The organism is Microbulbifer maximicatervae (SeqCode) (assembly GCF_052467955.1).
Genome location: NZ_CP174329.1, coordinates 5082525 through 5108145, shown reverse-complemented (window position 1 = coordinate 5108145; position 25621 = coordinate 5082525). Strand labels below are relative to the sequence as shown.

The following is a 25621-nucleotide window of genomic DNA, read 5'->3' as shown; positions in this document are numbered from 1 at the left end:
TCTTTTTCAAAAGAACCCTTCCTCAAGGCTATTAAACAACAGGCAGGTCATTTTTGGCCAAAGGTGACAGGATGGCTTATCTGTGGTTGTTACTAGCATACTTTATGTGACGGTATTTTCGTTGTAGTCGCAAAATTATGAAACCCCCACGGTTATTAAATTTTGCCGATTAGGTAAATAAAAGTGATCATCAGGTTATTCGATTTTCCGTATCGCCTGCATGTACAAAGGTATGCCCCGGTGTTGGGCTTTGCTGTGGCTAGCTTTACTATCTCTTCACATTTAGGTTGTTGTAATCTATTAACGTGAAATTTGTGGCCGGTTCAAACTTGGTATAGATATATCGCTGTATTGCTTATGCAGTAGAGCCTTAAGCTATCCAGATTTTGTCTATGATCAATATCCGAGCAACCTTCTCTAGATGTTCTTCTAATAAAGATTAAGTCTTTAGAAGAACCCAATTAGCATGGCAAGGAGCTCCTCTGTTACGTAGTTTATATTTCGAGATAGTGTCCTTCGTTCGTGAAGAAGATTAATCGTTGGCAGAATGTTTTGGTGCCAACACCCTAAACGGCCTCATCATATCGTAATCCTCATGGGAGAGTAGATGGCAGTGCCATACATAAAGGCCTTCGCGGTCGAAGCGGGCTATTACCCGTGTTACTTGGCCAGGAAGGGCGATGACCGTATCTTTGGGGCCGCTTTCTTCTGGTTGTGGTGGAAGGGGTTTTCCCTGTAGAGATTCTATTTCCAGGCGTGCACCCTGAAATATCTTATCTGTATGCATAAATTTCTGCTGCTTGGCAATAAGTTTTCCTTTAAAAGGCTGGCGATCCAGTACCTGGAATTCCACCAGATGAATATGGATTGGATGAGCCGATACTGTAGGGTTGTATATCTCCCAGATCTCAACGGCGTTGTGTTGGATTATTTCTGTAGTAGGGTCTTCAAAAAATAGGGAGCCCTCCTTTACTGGACCTAACATGAGCAGATTGCGGCCGTAGGGATCGTCCAATCGGTAGGTGGCAAGTTGTCGTGTACGACTGGCTTGGTTAAGCCTATTAAGTGGGGTGCGCAAGGGAGTATTTAGGGTGAGTTTTAAATCTCCAATGGTATTTTTAATCTCTGATTTCTGTTTATTAGAAGGGGGGGGGATCGGTGTTGAAGCAATATGAAATTGTAGGATCTGGCCTGTAGTATTTGGATCGGTAGCTGGTGTGATGCCGCCGCGCCCATCGCTTAATACGCGTTTACCATCCGGGTTATAGACAAGTGGAATTGAACTCTTTGGATCATTGGCCTCTACAAAGCCTTTAAAAGGGACATCCGGTCCAAAGTTTCGCAGTGTTTGTTCACGCCCTTCATAACCGCTGAAATCTACTAAAACATCTGCTCGCTCTGCGGGTGCCAATATCAACTCGTTCAATTTTACAGGGTAATCGAGAAATCCGCCGTCACCGCCGACTTGTACAAAGGGTGTATTTTCGTCGATCCTGAGTATCAGTGTGCGGGTATCGGATGCGTTGAGTAACCGAAATCGATAGACGTGTGGAGTGACACTGACTTTGGGCCAGGTCATGCCGTTTACCAGAATAATATTGCCAAAAAATTCGTCGAGATGGGACGGATTGGGCCAATTGGCTTTAACCACCTCATGGGAAACCGGTGATGGAGGCTGGTCCCTCCAGCCAGGAAAATACAGCTGCCCATCGGAGCTAAACAAGCTGTCTGTAATAGCGGCTACAAAAGTGCGCTCTTCTGCAGGGAGCAGTTTCTCCTGTATCAGACGGTCTTCATTGTCATCGCCAACCAGGTAAAAACCGAATAGACCTGCGTAAACATTAAGGCGCGTCATGCCCAGGGTGTGGTCGTGATACCAGATAGTGGCGGCATCCTGGGAGTTGTCGTATTCGTAAACCTTTTTCTCAAATAATGGTCCCGTCTCACGATAATTGCGGGTGTACCAAGCGAGGGGGTTGCCGTCACTTTTCCACTCTGTATGCCCGCCGTGAAGGTGGATAACCATAGGTACAGCTTTTGGATCTTTTACGTCGGCGAGGTGAATGGATCGATCCACAGGAAATAGATGCGGACCCGGTAGCTCATTGGCCCAGTGTACAAATACCGGTTGGCCTTCTCGGGCGCGAATAGTAGGGCCAGGAGAGTGGATGCGACCTGCATATTCAAAACCCCAGGCTTTTGTCATTAAACGATTGCCTTCCTTATCCCGTAGCCCCATCCAAACTTCAGTGGGGCGGGCGGGTAGTTTAATCGAGGCTGAGCCCTGAGGGCGGATTTCTGCGGGTATTGGCAGTTCATTGACGAACTTATCCACAGTTGCTGGATCCAGCAGCCGCAGGGGAGTTGCTTTAGCTACATCTTCAGCAGCAGTCAGGGCAAGGGGAATTAACAACAGCAGGGAAAAGATTACCCGAAACATTGGCTGTTTTTAGCAGTAAGTATTTAACAGTCAAGTATAGGTAAACAAGCGGTATCGGTGGCGTTAACTTGGGGGCAGGGAAGGGTGTACAGGGCCCTTCCCTGATGCGAACTTTCATTAGATAAAGCGATTGAGCGCCGTTTTGGCATTGTCCTGATAGGTAGGGTTGTCCAGGTCCGGGAAAAGCTTTCGCTGTTCACCAAGAGGTCCAGTCAATCCGTGTTCACTGCCGTAAAAAACACCTGTGCGGAAGGATCTTGTATCCAGTAGGGCATCGATATAGCGCTTGGCGCCTATTTCTACTTTGTGGACTTTGCCAAGTAGCAGCATAATCCGCATCATGCCCTTCATCATATATTGCTTGAATAACGACAGTGTATTGAAGCCCTCTGTGCCTACAGTAGCCCCGGGGCTCATGGTTACGAAGCGGATATGGGGGAATTCCCGTGCCATGGAAGACATCCATAGGGCGCCCATATACTTTATCGGACCATAGGGTACCGTAGCGTCTTTGGTACTGGCATAGAGCTCTCCTTCGCAGATCTGCATAAATTCCTCCACAGAGGCGCTTTTCAGCTCTGGTCGCTTCATACCCATCTCTTTTACACCGCGAGCGGCCTCGGAGCCGGCATAGATAGCAGTCTGGGTTAATTTATTGGCTTTCAGTAACTCGTTAGTCAGTAAAGCATGCCCAAGCAGGTTGACGGCGAAAATTTGTGTGACTCCTTCGGGGGTCTTGTTGTAAAACTCTTTCCCCCCGGTACCGCCAGCATTCATAACCAGCGCATCAACTGGGGAGTCCAGGTTCTTAACTGCCTCTTTCACAGATTGTTGATCCGCGACATCGATCAGCAATACTTCGAAGATATTCCTGCCTGTTACCGACACCAGATCGGCTTGGGCTTCCTTGGCTTTGTGCAGATTGCGGCAGCCGAGATAGATCTTGTTAATCTGCTGGTATTCCGCCAGTTGCTTGGCGCATTCCCTGCCTAAGCCTGCATTCGCTCCGGTAATCAAAACACTCTTAATCATCTTTCTGTCTCTGTGGATATTGGGAACTGGTGCCCGGATATGGATATACCCGGCTGTTGGAGAGAAAGATAAGCGGTTAAGCGCCTCGTCTTTTGACATTTCTTGCTGTCTTAGTGGGATACCAAGACCGCAAGAAATATCAAAAATAGGGCCTTACTGGCCAATATGATTAGGTCATCACTCCAAATACGGCAAACTAAGGTGACACTATGAATCAGGCGAGTTCTATAGAAAGAAAAATTTTCCAATTGTTAGTGGTAGCGCTAGCGGTGATCTGTTTTGTACCCGGTGGTATCAGTGCATTTGGAGGGCTGAATGGCAGTGCTGCCCTGAGTGGTGGTGCTATAATTTTTGGCCCGGATAGCCCCTTGAGAGGATTTGGGGATAATCAATATCGATTTGCCTTTGGTGTTTTCTTTGCCCAGGGATTGGTTCTACTGTATTTCCTGAGCAATATCGAAAAACAAAAGCATTGTTTTACTTCGTGGCTTTATCCCTCTTTATTGGCGGTCTGGGCCGCTTAAGCAATATTCTGGAATTTGGATTGGTGGATGATCAGGTCTTACCCCCTACGATTATTGAGCTTGCGATAGTTCCACTTCTGGTTTTTTGGCATAGGCGAGTAGCCTCTCAAAGTTAGTCATTAGAAGCTCTTAGTTAAGCAACTAAAATTTATTTACACTTAAGAGGTTATTACTTTGTTACCAGTATTTTTACATATAGAGTCTTCACCAAACTTACAGGAATTGCAGGCTCTTCAGCAGTATAGTGGTCTGGCACCGCAATTAATGCAACAGTATGGGGGGGTGCCTATTGCTTCTTATGATGTGGAAGAGGCCCTGGACGGGGGGCGGTCACCAAGGGCTTTTGTTGTGGTATCTTTTCCGGATCGGGAGGCGATCTATGCATTCTTTAATGATCCAGCCTACCAGGCGATTATTCCTTTGAGGGACAAAGCATTTGCCCATTTACGCTTTTTTATCACTAGTGAGCGAATTTAATTTAAAGGCATACTAAACCGGGAAGGTATTGTTCGAAAATTTCACCGTCCCAACGTAGACTGGCAGTAAAGGAGCCTCTCATGCAGCGATTTTTTAAAAGTATTAACTTCGTAGAGCAGCATCTATATGACAAAATTTCTGTTCACGAAATTGCTGCTGCCTCTCATTACTCCACCTACCACTTCAGCCGTATTTTTAAGGCATTAGTGGGGGACTCACCGAAAGAGTATTTGCGTAAGCGCCGATTGAGCGTCGCCGCAAAGAGGTTGTTGAGTGAAGATATTGGTATTCTTGAGCTTGCCATGGAGTGCCAATTTGACTCCCAAGAAGCGTTTACTCGCGCGTTTAAAGCTTTATTTAACGTAACCCCGGCACAGTATCGAAAGCAGCAGGATCCTTTTCGGTTGTTGTATAAGGATCAATTTAGCCCTCATATGCTGCACTTCTTGCAAAATGAGTTGTCCATGGAGCCACAAATTATTTCGCGGCCAGCGATGCAATTGGTGGGGGTAGCGCAGGAATACGACCATGAAAATCTCAGCTTGCCAAAGCTCTGGTCTGCATTTCGGCCCTACAGGGATAAAATCCTCAATCGTATCAGCGATGAATCTTTTGGTATCTATGAATGTTATGAGGAAGCGGGTGATGAAATTCAGTTTAAGTATGTCTGCTGTGCGCCGGTTGCCGACTTGACTCAGGTACCCGAGGGTATGGTGGCGCGGGAACTACCGGAGCAGCTATATGCAAAATTTGTTCACCGTGGATCTATTACCACCCTGGAACAGACATTGAAGTATATTTGGGGAAGCTGGTTGCCAAAGTCCAATTACGACTATATTGAGAGGCCAGACTTTGAGCTGTACCCACCCAGATACCAGGTTACCAGCCCGACAGCGGAAATGTTTCTCCATATCCCGGTCAAAGAAAGGCCGTAATCGCTTGGCACTAGCGTAGTTTTTTCGCTACTCAATCTTTTCGGTTGCCTGGCCGGCGTTGTATCGGTAATGCCCGGTAATTTTAAAGGAAAACAGCATGTCTTCCAGCACGGGTCCAGCCCCGATATTGTGTGCGACCAAGTACCGGTTGGTCTTTAGAGAGCGTTTCGCAGTCACAATACCGATATGTGGTAAATTACCGGGCAGCATCCAGGTAACGATGTCCCCTGGTAGATAATCCGCTGCCTTGTCACTTATTGAGAGTGATTGTCCTTTGCGAGTAAAAAAAGCCTGTAGATTGGGTACTCGCCGGTGATCAATATTTTTATCTGGCCTGGAAAGTCCCCAAATGCGTTTAGATGGGTAGGCTTGAAAATGACCCGATATATCCTCGTGAACTTCTTTTTGCAAATCGATCCCCAGCTTCCTATATGATCGAATCACTACGTCGGTACAAACACCGGTATCAGCCGGCACATCTCCATTTGGATAGGGAATAGACACATAAGCTGGATCGTAGCGTACCTTATGATAGGTTCGCTCCAGAGCAGCTTCGGCCAAAGTTATATTTTGTGCATAACTGGCGGCAGAAATCAGGGTACCCAAAAATAGAAATATCCGTTTCACTAGGGCTCCAGTTTTTTTGAGTCTAGGTTGAAATCCTATACTATCGTTTATTTACCCTGCAACACATCAATAACTATTTTACCTTTGGCTCTTCCTTTATTTAGGTAGTCGAGTGCGGCTTGAGTTTCATGTATGGGGTAGACTCTATCAATAACCGGTTTCAAAAATCCTTTCTCAAGTAATGAAGCAAGTTCTGCGAGAGTAGTGCCACTTGGCCATGAATAGACTAGTTGGAGACGCTGCCTCATCTTTTCAATTAAGGTATCTGACCCTTTAGTTTTGACGGAGACTGATACTAATAGACCATGTTTGTTAAGAACTTTGGCAGACCTTTCTAATACTTCTCCGCCTAAAGAGTCGAGTACAAGGTCATAATCCTCGAGTAATTCCTCAAATTTTTCGGTTTTATAATTGATAACAGTGTCGGCACCGAGTCGTTTGACTAATGTAAAGTTGGCATCACTGGTGGTTGTGGCTACGAAGGCGCCAATATATTTCGCTATTTGTATAGCGATAGTTCCGACTCCGCCGGAGCCAGCGTGGATAAGAACTCTTTGCCCTTTCTGTAATTTTCCCACTTCAATGAGAGATTGCCAGGCTGTTAAACCCACGAGAGGGAAAGCGGCACACTCATTGTTGGAAAGATTGCAGGGGCGGATAGCTGCGTCCATTGCTTTGATTGAAGTGTATTCGGCAATCGTACCCGCTTGATTTGTATCGGGGCGTGCAAATATCAGATCGCCAATTTTAAAATTTCTGACAGCGCTGCCAATTTTTACTACTTTCCCAGTAACATCGTACCCGACAATATGCGGCATTTTTACAGGCATTACGTTTTGTAAAGCCCCCGATATTGCCCAGTTATCGAGGGGGTTGATACTGGCCGATTGTACCTTTACTAAAATACTATTTTTATCCGGTGAAGGTTTAGGCATCTGTGCAATTTCGATGGGGCTGCCATAAGACCTGATAATAGCGGCTTGCATATTTCACAGCTCTAAAATTAGAGGATTGATAGCTTTAGTGTGTTGAAAGACTTGCTAGTTTAGTAACTATAAAAAATAACGATTGAAAAAAGGGGCCCGAAGGCCCCTTGTAGCAGTAAATATAGCCACAATGGCTAGCGCAAGTTACTGATACAGCGGTTATATTCGCGAATATAAATCTTACCACCTACCGCAGGGTTAGCATTTGCCATATCTGCAGCGGCATTCATACAGCCTTCTACCTGGTCTCTAGTCAGACCCCAAGTTTGGGGGCGAGGTTGTGAGCCGCGGATATACATATCCCGGGGATTCTCATAACTACGAATAGAGGTGGGGGGCTGTACTCTGTAGAAATAACGGCCCTGCTCATTAAAGGCATAGAAAGTATTACCACTTTGATAATAAGTCTTGCCGAGAATTTGCACGGGTTCAGCGTTGGATGGGAGGCGCGTCATGCGGTCATCTGCATAACTGAAACCTGCGAGAGAACACAAGAGCACCATTGAAACAAGATATCGCATAACGTCTTCTCCTTCTCCTAGTTTGGCCACAAGTCTACTCAAACTGGGGGAGTGTCCCAACGTGCGGTAATGGAAGTTTCGGTTGTTGTAAAGGTATCTTTTAAGATCCGATCGAGATAACGGTTATGAATTCAATAATTATTTTTTACATGAATAGGTAGAAAACAAAAAAATTTCCTAGATAGCGGTTTTCTTATAGTAATCAGGACCTTTATTTTGCGGAGGTATTTGTAAGAAAGCTAAATCGTGGAGATAAGAATCTGGGTTAGATTGAAATACAAGAAAAATAGATTGTTACCTACCATTTTAAATTGCTCTGATTTAGGGAAAGTTAAAGAGTGGTTTAAAAAATTACATTGTTGTTTAAAACTGTCATCGAGCCATAAAATTACTCAGGCGTGCCACAGGAGATCAAGAGACTTGTGAGCTGATCTCTAGCGATAATGGTCAATTTCAATTTATGGCCGCTTACAACCCCCTCTTCTTAGGCTTGATCAGAGCTTTTGAAATATAGATTTACTAATTTACAAGCCGAGATTCTGCTCTTTAGAAATGGGTCGTAGGTCCTTATGCCGTGGTTGATGAATGTTCAGCACTCGTACCAAGTAACGAGGCTCTTGTCGCACTAATAGCCTCATAATCTGATACCATCGGCGCAAACCCCTTCGCTAGATGATTTTTTATGAAACTACTGCGTTCACTTCTATTTATTGTGCTTGCCCTAATGGTGATATCTGCCCTGGCTGCGCCGGGTTTTATCGGCCCCAAAGTAGAGGAAATTTGGAAGCAGCAATTGGGCCGCTTGCAGGGGGGGAATTCCACGGGTTACGAACGCGGATGGTTTGGTGCTGAAACCAATACTGAAGTGGCATTGCCGGATGGCACTACCCAGCTCAATACCGAGATCCATCATGGGCCGGTGTTGCTTACCTCCAAGGGGCCGCGCCTGGGTGTGGTTTATACCGAGACCCGGCTGGAGCTGGATCAACTACAGACTGAATTGCGCGCTCAATTGGAGTCCATTTATGGCGCTTTACAGGCGAGTCCGGTAGTTCTGGAAACCCTGGTTACCGCCGACAACCGGGTGCTGAATACCCTCCGCTTAGACCCTTTCAAAAATACTGGCCCACTCGGGGAGCTGGAGTTTGACGGTGGGGAGATTGCCGTATCTACGGATTACACCGGTGCTGTGCTGAACGGTGTCGTGGAGCTGGGAAGCTTGCGCCATATTCGCGAAGGTATCGAAGTACTGTTTACCGAGCCCCTTGAAGGCGAGTTTGAATATATGCCTGGCGAGGGCGGTAATGCGGAGCTGCGCTTGTCGTTGCTGAGGGCAGAATCAGATTCCGGACCGGTTCAATTGCGCGATGTTACCCTGGACCTGACCTTGGAAGAGTTGGCTGCCCAGACCCTGAAAATTATCAGTGACCTGAAGCTCCCCACCGTGGACTCAGCAACACCGATTACCTCTGTGCGCCAGCAGATGACCTTGCCGAGAATTAAGACTGCGGATCTGGGACACTACCTGCGTGTATTGTTGCCGGCCCCTGAGCGGAATTGGGCCCATGAAATGAGTCGCCCGCTGCGCCTGGAGCAACAGCTGGCGATTCAATCTCGCAATGGCCCGGTGTTAGTAGATGCTGATATCGATTGGCGGGGTATGCGCAAATCCTCTCGCCGAGGTGCCAGTGAGATCGATCAGTGGCTCAAACCGCTGGTAGGTAGTATGACCGTTAGCGCTGCAGAGCAGGCGCTCTTGCAGTCCCCCCTGGTAGGTCAGGCAATGCTTCTGCGAGATTATGGCCTGCTGATCGAAGACAAGGGTGAGCTGCAAATGTATCTCAAGGTCAACCGCGGCCAGTTGGAGGTGAATGGAGAGCAGTTGCCGGCAGACCTGTTCGTGATGGCACTTACCGGCAGATTCTGATTGCTTGGGGGCCTGCTGTTGTGAAAAAAGCAGGCCTCAAATCCCAGTGCAACAAAGCGGCCGGAGTCTCCTTCTAACCCGTATTGCGCATGCCCGCTGCAATCCCGGCGATAGTGACCATCAGTGCGCTTTCCAGTACCGCATCACTTTCCCGTTCGCGCAAACGTGCCATCAGCTCGGCCTGCAATAGGTGCAAAGGGTCAGTGTAGGGATCGCGCACGCGGATGGACCAGCGCATTACGGGATTGTTATCCAACAAGCTCTCCCGCCCGGTAAGCTGTTTTAGGGCCTCTACGGTGTGAGCCAGTCGCTCTCGCAAACTGACACCCAGTTGGATTAGTTCTGCATCCTGGGTGAGTCGTTCTTCGTACCAGGAGGCAACGCGGGGATCGGCCTTGGCCAGTACCATTTCTAGCATATCCACAACGCCCTGGAAAAAGGGCCATTGGCGACTCATATCCCGCAAGATATCGGTTTCATCTGCATGTTTGAGGGCATTCTCCAAGGCGGCGCCAGTGCCCAGCCAGGCCGGTAGCATCAGTCGTATCTGGGTCCAGGCAAACACCCACGGAATCGCCCGCAATGATTCGACACCGCCACCGGGTTTACGCCTTGCCGGGCGGCTGCCCAGGGCCAGGCGGCTCAGCTCGGTTTCCGGGGTGACAGTGCGCAAGTAAGCCACCAGGGCCGGATCATCCTGCACGACTTCCCGATAATTGCCGACAGAGACTTCCGTGAGCCGGTCCATCTCCGCGCGCCACTCCGAACGCGGCTCTGCCGGGGGCATCAGTGTCGCCTCCAGAGTTGCGGCGACATACTGCTCCAGGTTGTAAGCAGCTACAGAGGGGCGGCCGTATTTGAAGCGAATCATTTCTCCCTGTTCGGTAACGCGAATGCGCCCGGCTATTGATCCCGGTGGCTGCGACAGCAGGGCCATACGAGTCGGCGAGCCGCCCCGGGATATGGAGCCGCCCCGGCCGTGAAACAGAGTTAGGGGGATACCGTGGTTGCGGAATATTCCGGTGAGAGCTTCCTGTGTGCGGTACTGGGCCCAGGCGGCGCCCAGGAAGCCGGCGTCCTTGGCGGAGTCCGAGTAGCCGATCATCACTTCCTGGCCATCGAGCACACGCTGCTTGTAGAGGGGGATATTCAGCAGGGTACTCATAGTGGTAGCTGCACCATCGAGATCGTCGAGGGTTTCAAACAGGGGAACCACTCGCATTGGCACCTGCACCCCGGCAATTTTTTGCAGCAGCATTACAGCGAGAACATCGGAAGGTGTGGTCGCCATTGAGATAACGTAGGCACCTAATCCTTCGGGACCCTGTTCGGCAATGACCTTGCAGGTCTGTAAGACTTCGCTTACCTCTTCGTCACAAAAATCACTGCGGTAAAAGCTCTCGTCCACCAGTGGGCGGCGGCTGTCCAGCTCGGACACCAGGAACTCCTGTTTCTCCTCTTCACTCCAACTACTGTAATTGCCCATACCCAGATAGCGGGTAATGGCATCCAGGGTGTCAGCGTGGCGGGTGGATTCCTGTCGTATATCCAAACGCAATAGAGTGATGCCGAAGCAGTTGAGTCGCCTCAGGGTATCTTTAAGTTGGCCATCGGCGATGGCTGAGAGGCCCACATCGCGTAGGGAGCGGTCGATCAGGCGCAGCTCGTCGGCCAGCTGCTCGCTGCTGGTAAACGCGAGGCCGGAAGGCTCTGCGCGTCGACCAATGCGGGCCTCCATTTTTTCCCGGGTTATTTTGAGACGGTCGCGAACCTGGCGCAGCACCAGGCGATAGGGCTCGTGGCTGGGGCCAGTGCGCTGTAAAAGTTCTTCGCTGGCGCGATGCATGGACAAATCTGCGAGCAGGTTTTCCACATCGCGCAGATAGAGGTCGGCGGCCATCCAGCGGGCTAGGTGCAGAACTTCCCGGGTGACGCTGGCGGTGACATTGGGGTTGCCGTCCCGGTCTCCCCCCATCCAAGAGGCAAAGTGGATGGGAACCCAATCAACCGGTAATGGGGGAAGCTTGGCCAGGGCCAATTCACTGTCTATTTCCCGCATGCTTCTGGGAACCGCCTGCCACAGGGACTGTTCGATAGTGGCAAAGCCCCATCTGGCTTCATCAACCGGAGTGGGCCTGGAGCGACGGATCTCGTCTGTGCTCCAAGCGGAAAGGATCTGCTCTTGTAGGTGGCGACGTAAATCCTGGGATTCTTCTAGGGTCAGGTCGGGCCTGTCCAGTGTGTTGAGCAGGTCTGCAACTCGATCGTATTTGCGAATTAGGGTACGGCGTGTCACTTCGGTGGGATGAGCGGTTAGGACCAGTTCTACGGATAACTCTTTTAGTGTCCCGTGGATTTCCTCGGGAGACTTCCCCGCTTTGCTTAACTCTGCCAGTACCTGTCGCAGGCCGCGGTCTGTATCGGGATCTCCGGGAAAGCGCTGGTGCTGGCGGTGCAGTCTCTCGCGATGGCGCTGTTCGGCAATATTGGCCAGGTTTAGAAACTGGCTGAATGCCCGGGCAACTTCCAATAGGGTCGCATCATCCAGGGGGTCGAGTAGCTCTCGCAAGTGATCGGCCTGCATCGCCCCTTTGCTGCGGCTTTCAACGGCCGCCTGACGAATATTCTCAACGGTATCAAATAGTGGCTCGCCAACTTGGTTTCGCAATACTGCGCCGAGCTCTTCACCCAGCAGGCGTACATCTTCCCGCAAGGGGGCATTCTGGTCCTGGTTCACGAATCTATTTCTCCCTGTTAACAACGCGGTGAAAGTCAATCGGATAGGCATATTCGCACACTTTGTGATGAAGCATGCAATGTTGCAGCTGCAACTTTTGGCGAATAAGGGCTTGAGAAAGTAAATGAGGAAAAGTTGGTACAGCCTTTTGGCTAGTCAATCTGCTTTTGTCTTTTACGAGGTGTGAAAGTCGGTAATTTCAGTCAGGGAATCTTGGGTTCATTTCTTACTGAGAAGTAAATGGGCCCAAGATACTGGGCCCATAAAATGAAATATTTGCCATTAATAAGCTGGGCGCCGGTCGACCAGTGTCAGCCAGCCGCGAATAACCCGATAAATTACCCATATCCAGTTAATCGCAAGGATTAGGTAGCCTAGCCCCAGTACCCAGATGGTTAATGAGCCAACAATGGTCCACAGCAGCCAGAACCAGAAGGTGCGAATCTGCCAGCGGAAATGGGATTCGGCCAGGGTGCCGCGAACATCGCTGCGCTTAAAATAGTTGATTAATACCCCGATAAAAAATGGTACTGCAGTAAATAAGCTGATCGCCTGGATCAGGTAAACCATGATGGCCAGGTCGCGCCCGCTTTGTTCTCGGGCTTCCTGACTGCGTTCGGGATACTGCTCTGACATAACTTGTTCTCTTTACTATTCACTCCAATATAGTGTGGTGCAAATAGTGCATTTCAACTTAGCTGCGCTGGGATGTGTTATTTGCGCGGTGGATTGCAGACGCTTTTTCCGCCCTATTGTTTCCCAGTAAGAGTACTGTGGCTCGAAATTGGGTCACAGTAGGGTAGTTCATTTTAATGCCCACTCGGTGTGAACATTGCGTTCGCGCCAGGCCTTTAGCTGGCGTACAGATTCGCGCATAAGCTGTAAAAGCTCTGTGCGCTGTTGGCGACAATGTTCTCTTTCACTATCGATAGAGAGGTTTGCGGCCAGGGTACGCAAGCGAGAAGCTATTGTTTCGAGGCCGACCTCAATAGCTGAGCGAGCCAGTCTTTGTGCCTGCTGTTCTGCATCAAGCCAGTGGCGTCCAGTAATAGCGCTGGTTAATGACGTTATTTGTTTTGGCAGGGTGGCGGTGCGCTCGCTGAGTAATTCGGCAAACGTATGGTGATCCAATGTATCCCGCAGGCGAAATAGGGTATTGGTATTAAGGAGTCGAGTGGGCTTTGCTCCCTGGGGGCCTGCAATGCCCTGGCTTCGGCGAACAGCCCAACTCAATAATTGCATCAGCTGTCGGTCGCCGATCGGGTGGGTCAATACCCCGGTAAAGCCTCTGGCTTGGTAGCGCTCCTTATCGCCAGAGCTGGCATTTTGTAAAAGGGCAAAAATAGGTAGTTCTGCACCTCTCTCCCTGCGGATTTCCCGCACTGCTTCAACACCATCCATCAACGGAAGATGGGTATCTGCCAAAATAAGATCGAAATTTTTTTGCAGTGCCGCGCTGCTCCCATCGATCCCATTGCACTCCCGTTGCACGTTATGGCCCATGGTCTCCAGGGTGGGCTGAAGGGAGTCATGCTTACTGTTTTCAACGAGTAATACAGAGAGCTGTTTGCCGGGTGCACGATGGCTTTCAGTGGGGAGTTTTAATTCTACTGTTTCAACATTACCGCACTGATGTAAGTTCTCCAGGGATTTAAGGGCGCTGTTTAATTGTCTTTTCCCGATTTCTACCAGGGCGCGCGTATTGTTGTCTTCGCTGCGAGCCAATAAATTCAAAGTGCCGAGAAGTGTATCCAGGGGATGCTGTAAGTGGTGCCGGGTTATGGTGAGGAGATCAGATTTCTCCTGGCGCAATTGTTCCAGCTCACTGAGAGCATCGGCAAGTTGTTTTTCCAGTGCGATAAATTCGCTGTTACGACTGTGTACCTGTTGGAAAAGATTGCTATTTTCCTTGCTCAAATTTTTAAGCCGAGCATTGGTATCGAGAGTTAATTGGCGTAATTTAACTTGCCTATTTATTGCAAACGCACAAATTAGCAGTAGAAGCACAGCAGGTATTCCCATCCAAAAGAGCGGGACCTGACTTTTTAGTGTGGTAATAACATCGGCCTGTGCAGTACTCGATAAAAATACCGAACCCGAGACCAATAGGCCGAGGCATATGGCACGCAAGAATACGTGACGAGAGGGAATTCCCCCAGACAAAGTGGTTTCTATCATCCTTGTAACCAACGTTATTTAAATTGGACTAAATCCTGCAGTCCAAAAAGGGTTTATACGACTTGTTGTAATGAATACCCAGGCACACCGGAGATTTTTGATACTGCAATAAGCCCGCTTTTGGTACAAGAAAAATTTTGCTTCTGCTGTGGGGGGAGCAGAGGCGCTTCAGTTAACTTGCCGATAGAAGAGTTGCCGGCTGGCCCCGTCTGTTCTGCCTTGAGGTTGAGCGGCCGGGTTGTTGGGCGTGAAGTTAATCAGCAGATTGCATCTGATTACATAGAGGGATCTAGCAGCAATTTACTAGATTATATGGGTAGATTAGCGACAGCTCCTGAACAAATTACGCCGGAGCTGTCGTGAGGAAATAGTATTCAGGCAGCCTGGGGAATGCGCTCTTGCAGCAATTGCAACATACGCTCTGAGGGAAGGAAAAGGCGAATGCCATCGCAGTGTGCGAGCAGTTCCCGATAAAAATAATCGAAATGGGTGCAGCCCAAAATCAGGATCTGTACGCCACTTTTCACCAATGCCGCGACCAAGTCATCAAGGGCGTGTTGGCGAACGATCATTTCTGCGGCGAGGCCGTCCTCGATATCTTCCACAATTTGCAAGTTGCCAATACCGATGACTTTGGCGGTTGTATTGCGCTCGAGTATTTCCCGCTCGATATTGGCGCAGCTCTGGCAGTTGGCGGCCAGCAGTCCAAAGTTGCGATAGCGCTGGGTAAGCTCAGCGTAGACCTCGAGAGGGGATACCACCTCAATGGGGGAGGCAGCTTTTACCGCCGTCATATCCACAGCACCGGAAAGTGAGTTGCAATAGATCATGGCCGCTTCTGCACCGGCCTGGTACAGCTGCTCAATGGCTTCGATCAATTGTTGGGTAAGGGCGTCGCGCTCCAGCGCCTGCAATTGAGTCTGGGCCTGGGGAGAGGAAGATAGGGACAGGCCCACGCCACGAAGTTGGCGCGCGGCGAGGAAGTCCAACCCGAAGCGGGTATCTGTGGGGGTGCCGGCGACCACGCCAACGGTCATGGAACTGTTTTCAATGGCGTTATCGGTCAACACAGTCATGTTCCTCTCTCGTAATGCCTAATCGAGTATCGGTGACCCCTCAGGCAGCGCGTTTGCTCCACAGGGGGACAAGCGTATTAATCCACACTCGGCGCACCCAGTCGAGATAAATTCCGTAGGGACGGCCAAGAGCTCCCGCGATGAGCATAAAAGTAATACTGGCGGTGGCAATTTCGTCCCAGCTGGCCCCACCGAGGCGCATATTGGCCATATATAGCGGGAACTGGAAGCTGAGGAATACAAAGGTGTCTACCAGATAGGCATTGATAAAGCCGCCGCCCCCAAAACGGTTCACAATCCAGTTGCGATACATACTGAATGGACGGGCGATGAGGGTATTGAATACCAGGGCCATCAGGCGAACTTTCAGGTGTTCATTCCAACTCATACCCGCCAGAACCAGCTCGATGGGGATCGCTACAGCCCAAGAGAAGCTATTCATGGCGAAGATGTCCAGCATAAAGTCCCAGCGGCGCGCACCAGAAGCCTTTTCATCTGGGGCATCTGGACTGGATGGGGATAGTGCGGGCGCGGACATTGGGCAAACAACCTCGTAGACAGTGGCCGCCTAAACGACTTTGGCGACAGGCCGGCGATTATATCTCCAATTTGCATAAAAGCTAGCCTTACATCTCGACTGCCAGTTTCTCTCGATACATTTGTCCTATTTTTTAATGTTTCTTTAATCTAATTATCTTGTTATGGAAATCTGACTGCTGGTCACGAATAGCTGGCACCGGTTAATATGCAACTCTTTGCATAAGATGAGTTGGAGTTTTCATGTCCTTGCGCTTTGCCGTTCTCACCTTGCTGGATATTGAGCCCGGCAGTGGTTATGACCTTAAGCGGCGCTTTGAACGCAGCGTCTCCCACTTCTGGAGTGCCAGCCATCAGCAAATGTATCGCGAGCTGCACAAGTTACATGAGGAGGGCCTGCTGGACTGTGAAGAGCAAGCCCAAGAAGGCAAGCCGGACAAGAAGGTCTATAGCCTCACGGATCTAGGCCGCGCCGAGCTGCGTGACTGGGTCATTCAGCCCAGTGCGCCGCAGAAGATTCGCGAGCCTTTCCTGGTGCGTATGTTCGCCGGTCACAACCTGAGCAAGGATGAAATGCGAGATGCTCTGGAGGCCCAACTGCGCCAACATCGCAGCTCCCTGGAAAGTTACCAGGAGCAAAATGAGCGGGTATTAAAGAGTGATACAGCGCTCCAGGAGCGCTACTGGTTGGCACATCAAACCCTGCTTTTGGGTATTGAGGCGGAAAAGACCTGGATCAGTTGGGCGGAAGGTCTGCTGAGTGAGCTTCAAGAGTCTGTAAAAAAATAACCGCTACTCGCTTGGAATGACGTGCCCGAATCTGGCCAGCGATGCTGTTTGGTGTTCAGTAACCTCGCTATTTTAGCAAGTGGGGTGACCTTAGCCATGACTTTTACTGTAACACCTATCCGCGAAGATTTTTTAGAAAAGGTTCGTCAAGCAGGTCTAGATGATCTAGGGCAGCCGGTACGGCAGCTGAGCGCCCAGGGCGGTGAGCCATGTCGTGATGTGCGACGGCGCGCACGGCCGGGGGAGAAAATCCTCTTGGCGAGCTACTGCCCTTTCTCTTTTGCCGGTCCTTACCGGGAATACGGGCCTGTATTTGTACTGGCGCAGCCGGAACAAGACTTCAGAGCACAGAATAGCTTCCCCCCGCTAAATAATAATGCGGAAGATTATTTCAAGAGTAGTGTGCCACTAGTGCTTCGCGCCTATAGCGCTGAAGAGCACATCGTGTCTGCGAAATTGGTGGGCCCTGAACAAATAAAAACAGAAGTGAGTGAATATTTTATGCAGGATGAGATTGATTTCGCTCTGCTGCGCTTCGCTGCTTATGGTTGCTATGCGCTGCGGCTGGATCGCGCATAGTTTTAATAGATATTTGTGAAGGCCAGGTCGCCGGTTAATAAAATCCTGGTGTCAGTGGTAGTGAGAACCACCGGTCTTTTTGGTGCTTGTTTCGGAGTTCAGTATTTATTCCCGAACTCCGAAAATATTTCAAAATTAAATGGAGATTTTTTCCAATACCAAGCTGCCAATAGAATAGCCTGCGCCAAAGGAACAGATAATTCCCCGGTCACCGACCTGCAAGTCATCGCTGTGCAAATTAAATGCGATAACTGAGCCGGCACTTGCCGTGTTGGCGTAGCGGTCCAGAACGATGGGCGCGCGTTCAACGCTTGCATTGTCACCCATTAGCTTCTTGGCGATCAGGTTGTTCATATTGATATTGGCCTGATGGAGCCAGTAGCGGCGCACGCTGTGAGGATCGGTGTCTGTCTCTTGCAGGTGGGCCTCAATATGAGACGCCGCCATGGGGCAAACTTCTTTAAATACCTTTCGGCCATTCTGGCGGAACAACTTACCGGGGCCAAAAGGGTCCACATCGGCGGCGCGAGCGGTGTAGCCAAAGTTCGAACGGATATTGTTGGAGAAAACGGTTTTCGCTTTGGTGCCGAGAATTTCCCAGGCGCTTTCGACAGTACAGGTTTCTCTGCGCTCGATAATGCTGGCTACGGCTACATCGCCAAAGATAAAGTGGCTGTCTCGGTCGGTGTAATCCACTTGTGGTGAGGCCAGCTCGGCATTGATGACCAGTACAGTTTTGGCTGAGCCTGAGCAGATCGCATCCACCGCACGCTGAAGTGAGAAGGTGGCTGAGGAGCAGGCCACTTCCATATCAAAGGCAAAACCATCGATACCCAGTGCACCTTGGATTTCAATAGCAATAGCGGGGTAGGCGCGCTGCATATAGGAGGCACCGACAATGACCAAATCAATGTCAGACGCCTGCTTACCGGCTTTCTCCAGGGCTAGTCTGGCGGCCTTTAAGCCCATTTCGGCTTGTACACTTAGCTCGTCATCTGCGCGCTCGGGAATAAGGGGGCGCATGCGCTTCGGATCAAGGATGCCATCGCGGGTCACCACATAGCGGCTCTTGATGCCCGAGGCCTTCTCGATAAATTCTGCAGAAGAGAAAGGTTTTGCCGCGCGCTCACCGGCCTCAATCTCTTGAGCATGCTCAAGATTGTACTGCTGGGCATGGGTGTTATAGGCATCTACCAACTCTTCATTGCTAATAGATTCCGGTGGGGTCCACAGGCCTGTGCCGCTGATGACAATGCCCCGTGGCAACTTGTATTCACTCATCGCTGAATTCCTGGCCCGCGACAACAGAAATGCGGGCAATTTAGTCGCTGTTAGAACCTTAGCAGTGCTGGCAGATGAGGGACTGAGGCGCCAGAACGGCAAGGTAAGCTATTGTGACGTTGGGGTGACTATGGGTCTATTTGTAGTCGCGCCGAACAGTCATGGCGTTCTGGCCAAAACGAAGGCGCTGACCTGTTTTGCCCCGGCTTTGAGTAGCTGGCGAGTGATGATTTCAAGGGTCGCTCCCGTGGTTACAACATCGTCTACCAGGCCGATATGGGCACCCGATATTTCTCCGCGCACGGTAAAGCTGTCAGACAGGTTTTTCAGCCGTTGGTTGCGGCTGAGTTGAGACTGGGTTTTGGTGGATGTTGTTTTGCGCAGTAGTTGCAGATCTACTGGCAGGCACCAGTATTGCCCCAGCCCACTGGCAATAAGTTGAGCCTGGTTGTAACCGCGTTGCCAATAGCGACGCCAGTGCAGAGGAACCGGGGTAAGTATGTCAGGCATATCCTCTGGAAGCCCCAATTGGCGGGCAGCTAGCTGTATAAGGCTGTGTCCGGCGGCCAGGTTCCGGTGGTATTTGAAATGTTGGATTAAGTGGTTGATTGGGTAAGCGTATTGCCAGGCAGCGCTGATCTTCTTTAAGGCGGGTGGCCTCTGTAAACAAGCCGCGCAAATATTATCTTTTGCCGCCGCCAAGGGTAGGGCGCAGTAGCGGCAACCACGGCCTAGCGCCGGTAGTTCCTGAGTGCAGGCAGAACAGATTCCAACCTCTCCCGATGCTCCGCCGCACAGCAGGCAGCGGGCCAGACTTTGGGCAAGTTTTCTACTGAAAAGCTTGTAAACCATATCGTCTCTTCTGAGTTGACAGCGGTTTGGCCGTGGCTAAACTGGCCAGTCTGGTGGATTGAACGGCAGATGCCGAATTAGAGCTCGCTGATCGATGCCGCTAGAGCCTGCTAACAGGCTGTGAGTATCCGATTTTAATAAGCAACAGAGAGAGTACGCCCTGTGACTGCCGCCCAGCAAATGCCCGCCGCAGAGATCCGCCACGACTGGACCCGCCAGCAGGTACTGGACCTCTTCGCCATGCCGTTTAGCGACTTGATGTTTACCGCGCAGCAAGTGCACAGAGCTTATTTTGATGCCAATCGGGTACAGGTCAGTACCCTTTGCTCTATCAAGACCGGTGCTTGCCCTGAGGACTGTGCCTACTGTCCCCAAAGCGCCCGCTATGACACCGGGCTGGAGCGGGAAAAACTGATGAAGGTTGAAAAGGTGTTGCAGGAGGCAAGGGCGGCTAAGGCCGGTGGTGCTACCCGCTTCTGCATGGGGGCCGCTTGGCGCTCTCCCAAGAAAAAAGATATGCCTTACGTGACCCAGATGGTACGAGAAGTAAAGGCGTTGGGTATGGAAACCTGTATGACCCTGGGCATGCTAAATGATGATCAGGCCCAGGAGTTGGCGGATGCAGGCCTCGATTACTACAACCACAATTTGGATACTTCGCCGGAATATTACGGTGAGATTATTACCACTCGCACTTACCAGGATCGCCTGGAAACCTTGGGGCGAGTGCGTTCAGCGGGAATGAAGGTCTGTGCTGGTGGCATTGTGGGAATGGGTGAAGGCGATAAAGATCGCGCCGGGTTATTGATACAATTGGCGAACCTGCCGGAGCACCCTGAATCAGTGCCCATCAATATGCTGGTAAAAGTCGCAGGTACCCCGCTGGAAGAACAAAAGGACCTGGATCCCTTCGAATTTATTCGCTGCATTGCTGTGGCCCGTATCATGATGCCGAAATCCCATGTGCGCCTATCCGCCGGTCGCGAGCAGATGAGCGATGAGATGCAGGCAATGGCTTTCCTCGCCGGCGCCAACTCTATTTTCTACGGTGAAAAACTGCTGACGACTGCGAATCCGGAAGCTAACGAAGATATGCAGTTGTTCAGTCGCCTGGGTATTAAGCCAAAAGAGTATCAGCAGTACGCCGATGAGGCTGAGGTGGAAGCGGAATTGAACGCGCAGATCACCGAACAGCAAAATGATGCCTTCTTCTACGACGCGGCCAAATGACCCTGAATGAAGTCCTGCAACAGCGCCTCGCCGAGCGCCGCCAGCAGAATCTGTACCGGGAGCTAAAAACCCTCGATCGCGCACCCGGGCCGCGAGCCCGGGTCGATGGGCGGGAGCTACTGGTATTTAGTAGTAACGACTACTTGGGGCTTGCCAGCCGCGAGGAAGTCATCGCAGCACAGAAGGCGGGAGCGGAGTGTGGTGCAGGCGCCACAGCCTCTCACCTGGTTAATGGTCACCTGGATATTCATCACCGCTTGCAGCAGTGCATCGCCGAGGTAACCGGGCGAGAAGCGGCGCTGATATTCTCGAGTGGCTACATGGCGAATATCGGCACTATTTGTGCCCTGTTAGGGCGAGCCGACAATATTGTTTCGGACAGGCTTAATCACGCCTCACTGATTGACGGTGCCCGCTTGAGTGGCGCCAACAGTCTGCGCTTTGCCCATAACGATCTCGCTGGCCTTGAACGCCAATTGCAGCGCGCTACTAGCCGGGGTGGCGCTACTTTAGTAGCGGTGGATGGCGTTTACAGCATGGATGGTGATTTGGCCCCTCTGGCTGAGATTGCCACTAAGTGTAAGCAATACAACGCCTGGTTAATGGTTGATGAGGCCCACGGCTTTGGCGTAATGGGTAGCGAAGCATACCCATTGGCGGGCAGCTGTGCCCTGGCGGGGCTGTCCCAGGAACAAGCCCCGGTTGTGATGGGTACCTTGGGGAAAGCGGTTGGTAATGCCGGTGCCTTTATTGCGGGCTCCCGGGCACTGATAAATTTCCTCACCCAGTTTGCGCGGCCCTATATCTATACCACCGGAATGACGCCAGCAGTGGCTGCCGGTGCCTTGGCTGCAATCGAACTGATTCGCGATGAGCCTCAGTTGCAAGGGCGGTTGCGGGTAAATATCGCTTATTTCCGCCGCAGGGCACTACAGCTCGGCTTACCTCTACAGGCGTCAGCCAGTGCGATACAGCCGCTGGTGTTGGGCTGTGAAAACAATGTGATGACGGTTGCCAGAGAATTGCAGGAGCGCGGGTTCCTGGTGGGTGCCATTCGCCCGCCTACAGTGCCGCTGGGCACTGCACGCTTGCGCATTACCCTGAGCGCGGCTCACCGGGTGGAGGATATCGACGAGCTACTAGGCGCGCTGCAGCAGATTTTGCAGGACGCAGGGGTACTGGATAAGTGACACGGGTTGAACACTTGGTTTTCCTGCATGGGTGGGGCGGGAGTGCAGACCTTTGGCAGCCGCTTGTAGAATCCCTGGCGCGTCGTACAGAAGTGCAACTCCACTGTATTGAGTTACCTGGATTTGCTACACAAGGTGCTGAAGACTGGCCCCCACTAGAAGCTTTGCTGCAGAAGCTTTATCAGCAACTTCCCCCTCGCTGTATCCTGGTTGGCCACTCCCTCGGCGGTATGCTTGCTGTTCGCCTGGCTTCTATAGCGAAGCAGGACAAAGTTCTGGGGTTAGTGACCATAGCTGCCAATGCCTGCTTTGTGGAACGAGATGGCTGGCCGGGCATGGCCGAGAACACTTTCAAGGCATTTTTCGATGCTTTTACATCATCTCCGGAGAGTACCTGGGAGCGATTTTGCTCGCTGCAGGCACGGGGTGATAGCGCCATGCGCTCTTTGCTTAAAGACCTTAAGGCACAAAAACCTCAAATAAATAGTGATGCCTGGCGGGAAGCATTGTGCTGTCTGGCAGAGTTGGATAACCGCCAATACCTGGAAAATCTGTCCGTGCCGGCACAGCATCTGTTTGGCAGCAGGGATGCCCTGGTTCCCATTGAAGCTGCTCGGTCCATTGAGGCGTGTGGGGGCACCGTCAAAGTCATACCCGAGACGGGCCATTTACCCCATTGCACCAAGGCTGACATCGTCGCTGAATATCTATTCGAGCTTCTCGAGTCTATTGGGAATCCCCCGGCTGAGCCGTTTGATAAGGCAGCGGTAGCTCGCTCTTTTACCCGGGCAGCACAGGGCTATGATGATTGCGCCCATCTGCAGCGGGCAGTCTGCCGGCAACTGTTGGCCCAAGCCGATGACAGCTGGGCACCCCGTACGATCCTCGATTTGGGCAGTGGCACCGGATTCGGTACTGAACTGTTACGGCGGCATTTTCCTAAGGCGCAAATTATTGCCCTGGATCTGGCGGAGGGGATGCTGAAATTTGCCCGGACGCAAAGACCCGAAGCTGATGGTTACATTGCGGCCGATGCCGAACAGTTACCCCTGGCGGCGGGTAGTATTGATTTGGTGTTTTCAAGTATGGCGCTGCAATGGTGCTACCGCCTTCCGCAATTGTTTGCTGAGTTGCAGCGAATACTGGCCCCTGAAGGGCGGTGCCTGGTTGCCACCCTTGGCCCTAAAACCCTGGTGGAATTGAAACAGAGTTGGGCTCAAGTGGATGGGGGTGTACATGTCAATCAGTTCCTGCCCGCCGAGCAATGGCGTGAAGCGGCGCTGCACAGTGACCTCAGCGGATTAGTTACGGATGAACTACGCCTACTGCACTTTGATAGCCTGCGGCAGTTGATGCGGGAGCTTAAGGGAGTGGGTGCACACAATATTAACCGGGCGGCGGATAAAGGTATGACCGGTCGCCGCAAACTGCAGCGCTTGTCCGTGGCCTATGAGAATAAGCGGGAAGAGCGTGGATTGCCGGTAACTTACGAGGTGATCTATATGAATCTCACCGCTTGCAGGGCAAAAAAATCCGGCTGACCTGCGCCTATCGCAACGCAGGGAGCCGGGTGCAAGATTGAAGAGATCAGGGGTAGATGTCGATAGGGATTGGCGTCTTCACCAGAGCCCAGATTTCGTCCATTTCACGGTTGGAGGCCACCGCGATACAACCATCGGTCCAGTTGGTGCGGCGCAGGTGCCTTTCCATGTAGGACCACTGGGGCTTGATACCGTGGATCATAATGTCACCGCCGGGACTGACCCCCATTTTGGCTGCCCGTGCACGGTCCTGCTTGTTGGGATAGGACACGTGGATTGAACGATAAAAGCGGCTGTTGGGATTCTTCCAGTCCAGTGTGTAGCGGCCTTCAGGGGTACGCTCGTCCCCCTGGCGAACCTTGTGTCCCCTGGGGTTATCGCCAAAAGACACGGTATAGCTTTTCACGACACGGCCGTCCCGTATCAGCTGCATGAGTTTCTTGGACTTATAAACTACGACGTGGTCAACGGGATCAACTTTCGCTGAAGCAAAGATTGGCACCAGCAGGAGCAGGGCAAAGGTCAGGTATCGCATGGTCTTTAAGCAGTTCGGGTAGTTGTCGGTTATTTCGCAATGACACCGCATCCCTGCTGTCTGTCCCCTTTAAAAGGGGGTTATTGTGTGAGCGCAACCCCGTGCCTTCTTATCGATGTACGGCTTGGGTTGTTCAAAATTTGCGCTACCGGGTTAATTTATCACCATCTAAGTGGCGTGAAAAGTCACGTCATGAAAAAAGTTAACTTTTATTGGAGGAGGGGGTTAGGCCTTGGCAAAAACCTATTTTATCGCCGGTACTGACACCGAGGTTGGCAAGACATATGTGAGCGCCGCACTGTTATCGGCAGCGGCGGAGGCAGGCTTGCAAACGGCGGCAGTGAAGCCTGTGGCGTCTGGATGTGAGCACACGGATGATGGCCTGCGCAATGAAGATGCCCTTTTGCTCCAGGAAGCGATGACTCTGAAGCTGCCTTATCAGCAAGTAAACCCCTTTGCCCTGGAGCCCGCTATTGCTCCGCATATAGCGGCCGCAGAGGTGGGTAAGCAGTTAAATGTTGCGCGGATGGCTGGCGTCTGTCGGGGAGTGATGTCTGCAGGGGCCGACCTAGTTTTGATCGAAGGTGCTGGTGGCTGGCGCACCCCATTGGGCCCAAGAAGCTTTCTGTCCCAGTTGCCCCGGGAACTAAACCTACCGGTCATACTTGTGGTGGGCATGCAACTTGGCTGTATCAACCATGCATTACTCACAGTAGAGGCAATCCGCCGTGATGGGCTTCCGTTAGTGGGTTGGGTAGCCAACTTTGTACGTGGTGAGGGTATGGCTCGCGCAGAGGAGAATCTGCATACCCTTAAGGCTCTACTGCCGGCTCCTCTTCTAGGCTCTCTTCCATTCGATAGCGCCGCGAACTATCGCAATGCTGCCCAGTACCTGGATATCGATGGGTTAATTGCCCAAGCCGATCACTGATGGGGCGGTAGGATAAGGAGAAGGCGCAAAATGCTGTCCTTACAAGGTGATATTACTAGGCCTGATTATATCTGATTTAAAAAGCTAGTTCGTAGGGCGATATCATTTTCCAGAAGTTGGGCGATATTTCGTGTGTCATCGATACCGGAATGCAGTCGCCCTCTAAATGTAAGCCCCGATAATTTAATAGCCTTGGCTAGGTTGACCCGGTGTCCTTTATTGTCAGCGAATATTTGCTTCACATTAATGTGAGGCAGGTACTGTAAGGGGTTTGCTATTTCCTTTCTGCCTGTTTCCATGCGCAATTGCCATGCATCAAAATTTCCCCAGCTGCCCCATGCGGCTAATTCATAGTTGGAAAGCCAATCTTTGAATTTATCCAGTACCCCGGGTAACAACGAGGCCTTATCAACCTGCTCCTGAGTAATACCCGTTAATTCGGTACAAAATAGTGTCAATTTCCTGTGAAGAAAGGGTTTTACGTAAAGCTGCCTTTCATCTAATTGAACAAAAGCTTTTTGTGTCAAACTTCCCACTATCGCACCCAACTCTATGGTTTCGGCTTCCTCTGGAGGGAGGGGCGGCTCGTTATCACAAGTACATTCGAGATCAACCAAAAGGATACAGGTTTGATTCTTCATCGTTAATTGAGAAGCTTTTTGCAAGAATATTCATGACAATGTTTAATTTATAGTC

25 protein-coding genes are annotated in these 25621 nt (G+C 51.0%); 11 read left to right on the top strand and 14 right to left on the bottom strand.

The genetic code is table 11. The annotated features are described in order from the left end of the window. Nucleotides 1-532 precede the first annotated feature (532 nt). Nucleotides 533-2440, bottom strand: a complete 1908-nt coding sequence (locus ACJJI5_RS22090) for a multicopper oxidase family protein (protein ID WP_445355193.1) — start codon at nt 2438-2440, stop codon at nt 533-535. Nucleotides 2441-2557: 117 nt separating this feature from the next. Beyond that, nucleotides 2558-3472 carry an SDR family NAD(P)-dependent oxidoreductase gene (locus ACJJI5_RS22085; RefSeq protein ID WP_445355192.1) on the bottom strand — a complete coding sequence of 305 codons (915 nt, stop codon included), beginning with the start codon at nt 3470-3472 and terminating at the stop codon, nt 2558-2560. A 209-nt stretch (nt 3473-3681) separates the two neighbouring features. Between ACJJI5_RS22085 and ACJJI5_RS22080 the strand changes: the two genes are divergently transcribed. From ACJJI5_RS22080 to ACJJI5_RS22065, 4 genes are all read left to right on the top strand, one after another. Then, entirely contained in the window at nt 3682-3996 is a 315-nt protein-coding gene (locus ACJJI5_RS22080) for a hypothetical protein (RefSeq protein ID WP_445355191.1), read from the top strand. After that, a complete protein-coding gene (locus tag ACJJI5_RS22075) occupies nt 3957-4112 on the top strand; it encodes a hypothetical protein (protein ID WP_445355190.1) in 156 nt (51 codons plus the stop codon). Before ACJJI5_RS22080 ends, ACJJI5_RS22075 begins: the two co-directional genes overlap by 40 nt. A 58-nt stretch (nt 4113-4170) precedes the next feature. Next, entirely contained in the window at nt 4171-4473 is a 303-nt protein-coding gene (locus ACJJI5_RS22070; RefSeq protein WP_444940163.1) for a DUF1330 domain-containing protein, read from the top strand. A gap of 80 nt (nt 4474-4553) precedes the next feature. Next, nucleotides 4554-5408, top strand: a complete 855-nt coding sequence (locus ACJJI5_RS22065) for an AraC family transcriptional regulator (protein WP_445355189.1) — start codon at nt 4554-4556, stop codon at nt 5406-5408. A 27-nt stretch (nt 5409-5435) separates the two neighbouring features. Here the strand turns inward: ACJJI5_RS22065 and ACJJI5_RS22060 are convergent, their stop codons facing one another. The 3 genes from ACJJI5_RS22060 to ACJJI5_RS22050 all read right to left on the bottom strand — a co-directional run bounded on the left by ACJJI5_RS22060 (nt 5436) and on the right by ACJJI5_RS22050 (nt 7542). Continuing rightward, a complete protein-coding gene (locus ACJJI5_RS22060) occupies nt 5436-6035 on the bottom strand; it encodes a DUF1287 domain-containing protein (RefSeq protein WP_445355188.1) in 600 nt (199 codons plus the stop codon). A gap of 47 nt (nt 6036-6082) precedes the next feature. Beyond that, nucleotides 6083-7021, bottom strand: coding sequence for an NADP-dependent oxidoreductase (locus ACJJI5_RS22055; protein WP_444918872.1), 939 nt, complete (start codon nt 7019-7021; stop codon nt 6083-6085). A 134-nt stretch (nt 7022-7155) separates the two neighbouring features. Further along, nucleotides 7156-7542, bottom strand: coding sequence for a hypothetical protein (locus ACJJI5_RS22050; protein WP_282934530.1), 387 nt, complete (start codon nt 7540-7542; stop codon nt 7156-7158). Nucleotides 7543-8224: 682 nt separating this feature from the next. Here ACJJI5_RS22050 and ACJJI5_RS22045 point away from each other — a divergent pair. After that, the gene (locus tag ACJJI5_RS22045) at nt 8225-9469 is read left to right on the top strand and encodes a DUF945 family protein (RefSeq protein ID WP_445355187.1); all 1245 of its coding nucleotides are present in this window, start codon (nt 8225-8227) and stop codon (nt 9467-9469) included. A gap of 73 nt (nt 9470-9542) precedes the next feature. Here ACJJI5_RS22045 and ppc read toward each other — a convergent pair whose 3' ends face one another. From ppc to alaE, 5 genes are all read right to left on the bottom strand, one after another. Further along, complete coding sequence (gene ppc / locus ACJJI5_RS22040) at nt 9543-12206, bottom strand: phosphoenolpyruvate carboxylase (protein ID WP_445355186.1); 2664 nt, start codon at nt 12204-12206, stop codon at nt 9543-9545. A gap of 282 nt (nt 12207-12488) precedes the next feature. Next, nucleotides 12489-12842: a DUF4870 family protein gene (locus ACJJI5_RS22035; RefSeq protein WP_444895364.1), complete on the bottom strand. Its 354-nt coding sequence runs from the start codon at nt 12840-12842 to the stop codon at nt 12489-12491. A gap of 168 nt (nt 12843-13010) precedes the next feature. After that, nucleotides 13011-14384 (bottom strand): response regulator, encoded by a 1374-nt coding sequence (locus tag ACJJI5_RS22030; protein WP_444895363.1) that lies wholly within the window; start codon nt 14382-14384, stop codon nt 13011-13013. 374 nt (nt 14385-14758) lie between these two features. Beyond that, nucleotides 14759-15460, bottom strand: coding sequence for an aspartate/glutamate racemase family protein (locus ACJJI5_RS22025; protein ID WP_444895362.1), 702 nt, complete (start codon nt 15458-15460; stop codon nt 14759-14761). Between the two features lie 40 nt (nt 15461-15500). Further along, nucleotides 15501-15998: an L-alanine exporter AlaE gene (alaE, locus tag ACJJI5_RS22020; RefSeq protein WP_413664185.1), complete on the bottom strand. Its 498-nt coding sequence runs from the start codon at nt 15996-15998 to the stop codon at nt 15501-15503. Between the two features lie 242 nt (nt 15999-16240). On the opposite strand from alaE, the gene ACJJI5_RS22015 reads away from it, so the two are divergent. Together ACJJI5_RS22015 and ACJJI5_RS22010 are read left to right on the top strand one after the other, a co-directional pair. Next, the gene (locus tag ACJJI5_RS22015) at nt 16241-16786 is read left to right on the top strand and encodes a PadR family transcriptional regulator (protein WP_445355185.1); all 546 of its coding nucleotides are present in this window, start codon (nt 16241-16243) and stop codon (nt 16784-16786) included. Between the two features lie 96 nt (nt 16787-16882). Further along, entirely contained in the window at nt 16883-17365 is a 483-nt protein-coding gene (locus ACJJI5_RS22010; protein ID WP_445355184.1) for a DUF1203 domain-containing protein, read from the top strand. Between the two features lie 135 nt (nt 17366-17500). On the opposite strand, the gene ACJJI5_RS22005 is transcribed toward ACJJI5_RS22010, so the two are convergent. Beyond that, complete coding sequence (locus ACJJI5_RS22005) at nt 17501-18646, bottom strand: beta-ketoacyl-ACP synthase III (protein WP_445355183.1); 1146 nt, start codon at nt 18644-18646, stop codon at nt 17501-17503. A 159-nt stretch (nt 18647-18805) separates the two neighbouring features. After that, nucleotides 18806-19498, bottom strand: coding sequence for a ComFC family protein (locus ACJJI5_RS22000; protein ID WP_445355182.1), 693 nt, complete (start codon nt 19496-19498; stop codon nt 18806-18808). A gap of 180 nt (nt 19499-19678) precedes the next feature. Between ACJJI5_RS22000 and bioB the strand changes: the two genes are divergently transcribed. Genes bioB through bioC form a run of 3 tightly spaced genes read left to right on the top strand, consistent with a single transcriptional unit; the run spans nt 19679 to nt 23459 of the window. After that, nucleotides 19679-20728, top strand: coding sequence for a biotin synthase BioB (gene bioB / locus ACJJI5_RS21995; protein WP_445356336.1), 1050 nt, complete (start codon nt 19679-19681; stop codon nt 20726-20728). Continuing rightward, complete coding sequence (gene bioF / locus ACJJI5_RS21990) at nt 20725-21918, top strand: 8-amino-7-oxononanoate synthase (protein ID WP_445355181.1); 1194 nt, start codon at nt 20725-20727, stop codon at nt 21916-21918. Before bioB ends, bioF begins: the two co-directional genes overlap by 4 nt. Then, a complete protein-coding gene (gene bioC / locus ACJJI5_RS21985) occupies nt 21915-23459 on the top strand; it encodes a malonyl-ACP O-methyltransferase BioC (RefSeq protein ID WP_445355180.1) in 1545 nt (514 codons plus the stop codon). Before bioF ends, bioC begins: the two co-directional genes overlap by 4 nt. A 46-nt stretch (nt 23460-23505) precedes the next feature. Here bioC and ACJJI5_RS21980 read toward each other — a convergent pair whose 3' ends face one another. Continuing rightward, nucleotides 23506-23994 carry a L,D-transpeptidase family protein gene (locus ACJJI5_RS21980; RefSeq protein ID WP_282934516.1) on the bottom strand — a complete coding sequence of 163 codons (489 nt, stop codon included), beginning with the start codon at nt 23992-23994 and terminating at the stop codon, nt 23506-23508. A 232-nt stretch (nt 23995-24226) separates the two neighbouring features. Between ACJJI5_RS21980 and bioD the strand changes: the two genes are divergently transcribed. Further along, a complete protein-coding gene (gene bioD / locus ACJJI5_RS21975; protein WP_413664193.1) occupies nt 24227-24925 on the top strand; it encodes a dethiobiotin synthase in 699 nt (232 codons plus the stop codon). A 65-nt stretch (nt 24926-24990) separates the two neighbouring features. Here the strand turns inward: bioD and ACJJI5_RS21970 are convergent, their stop codons facing one another. Beyond that, entirely contained in the window at nt 24991-25590 is a 600-nt protein-coding gene (locus ACJJI5_RS21970; RefSeq protein WP_444914900.1) for a 3'-5' exonuclease, read from the bottom strand. Between the last annotated feature and the right edge of the window lie 31 nt (nt 25591-25621).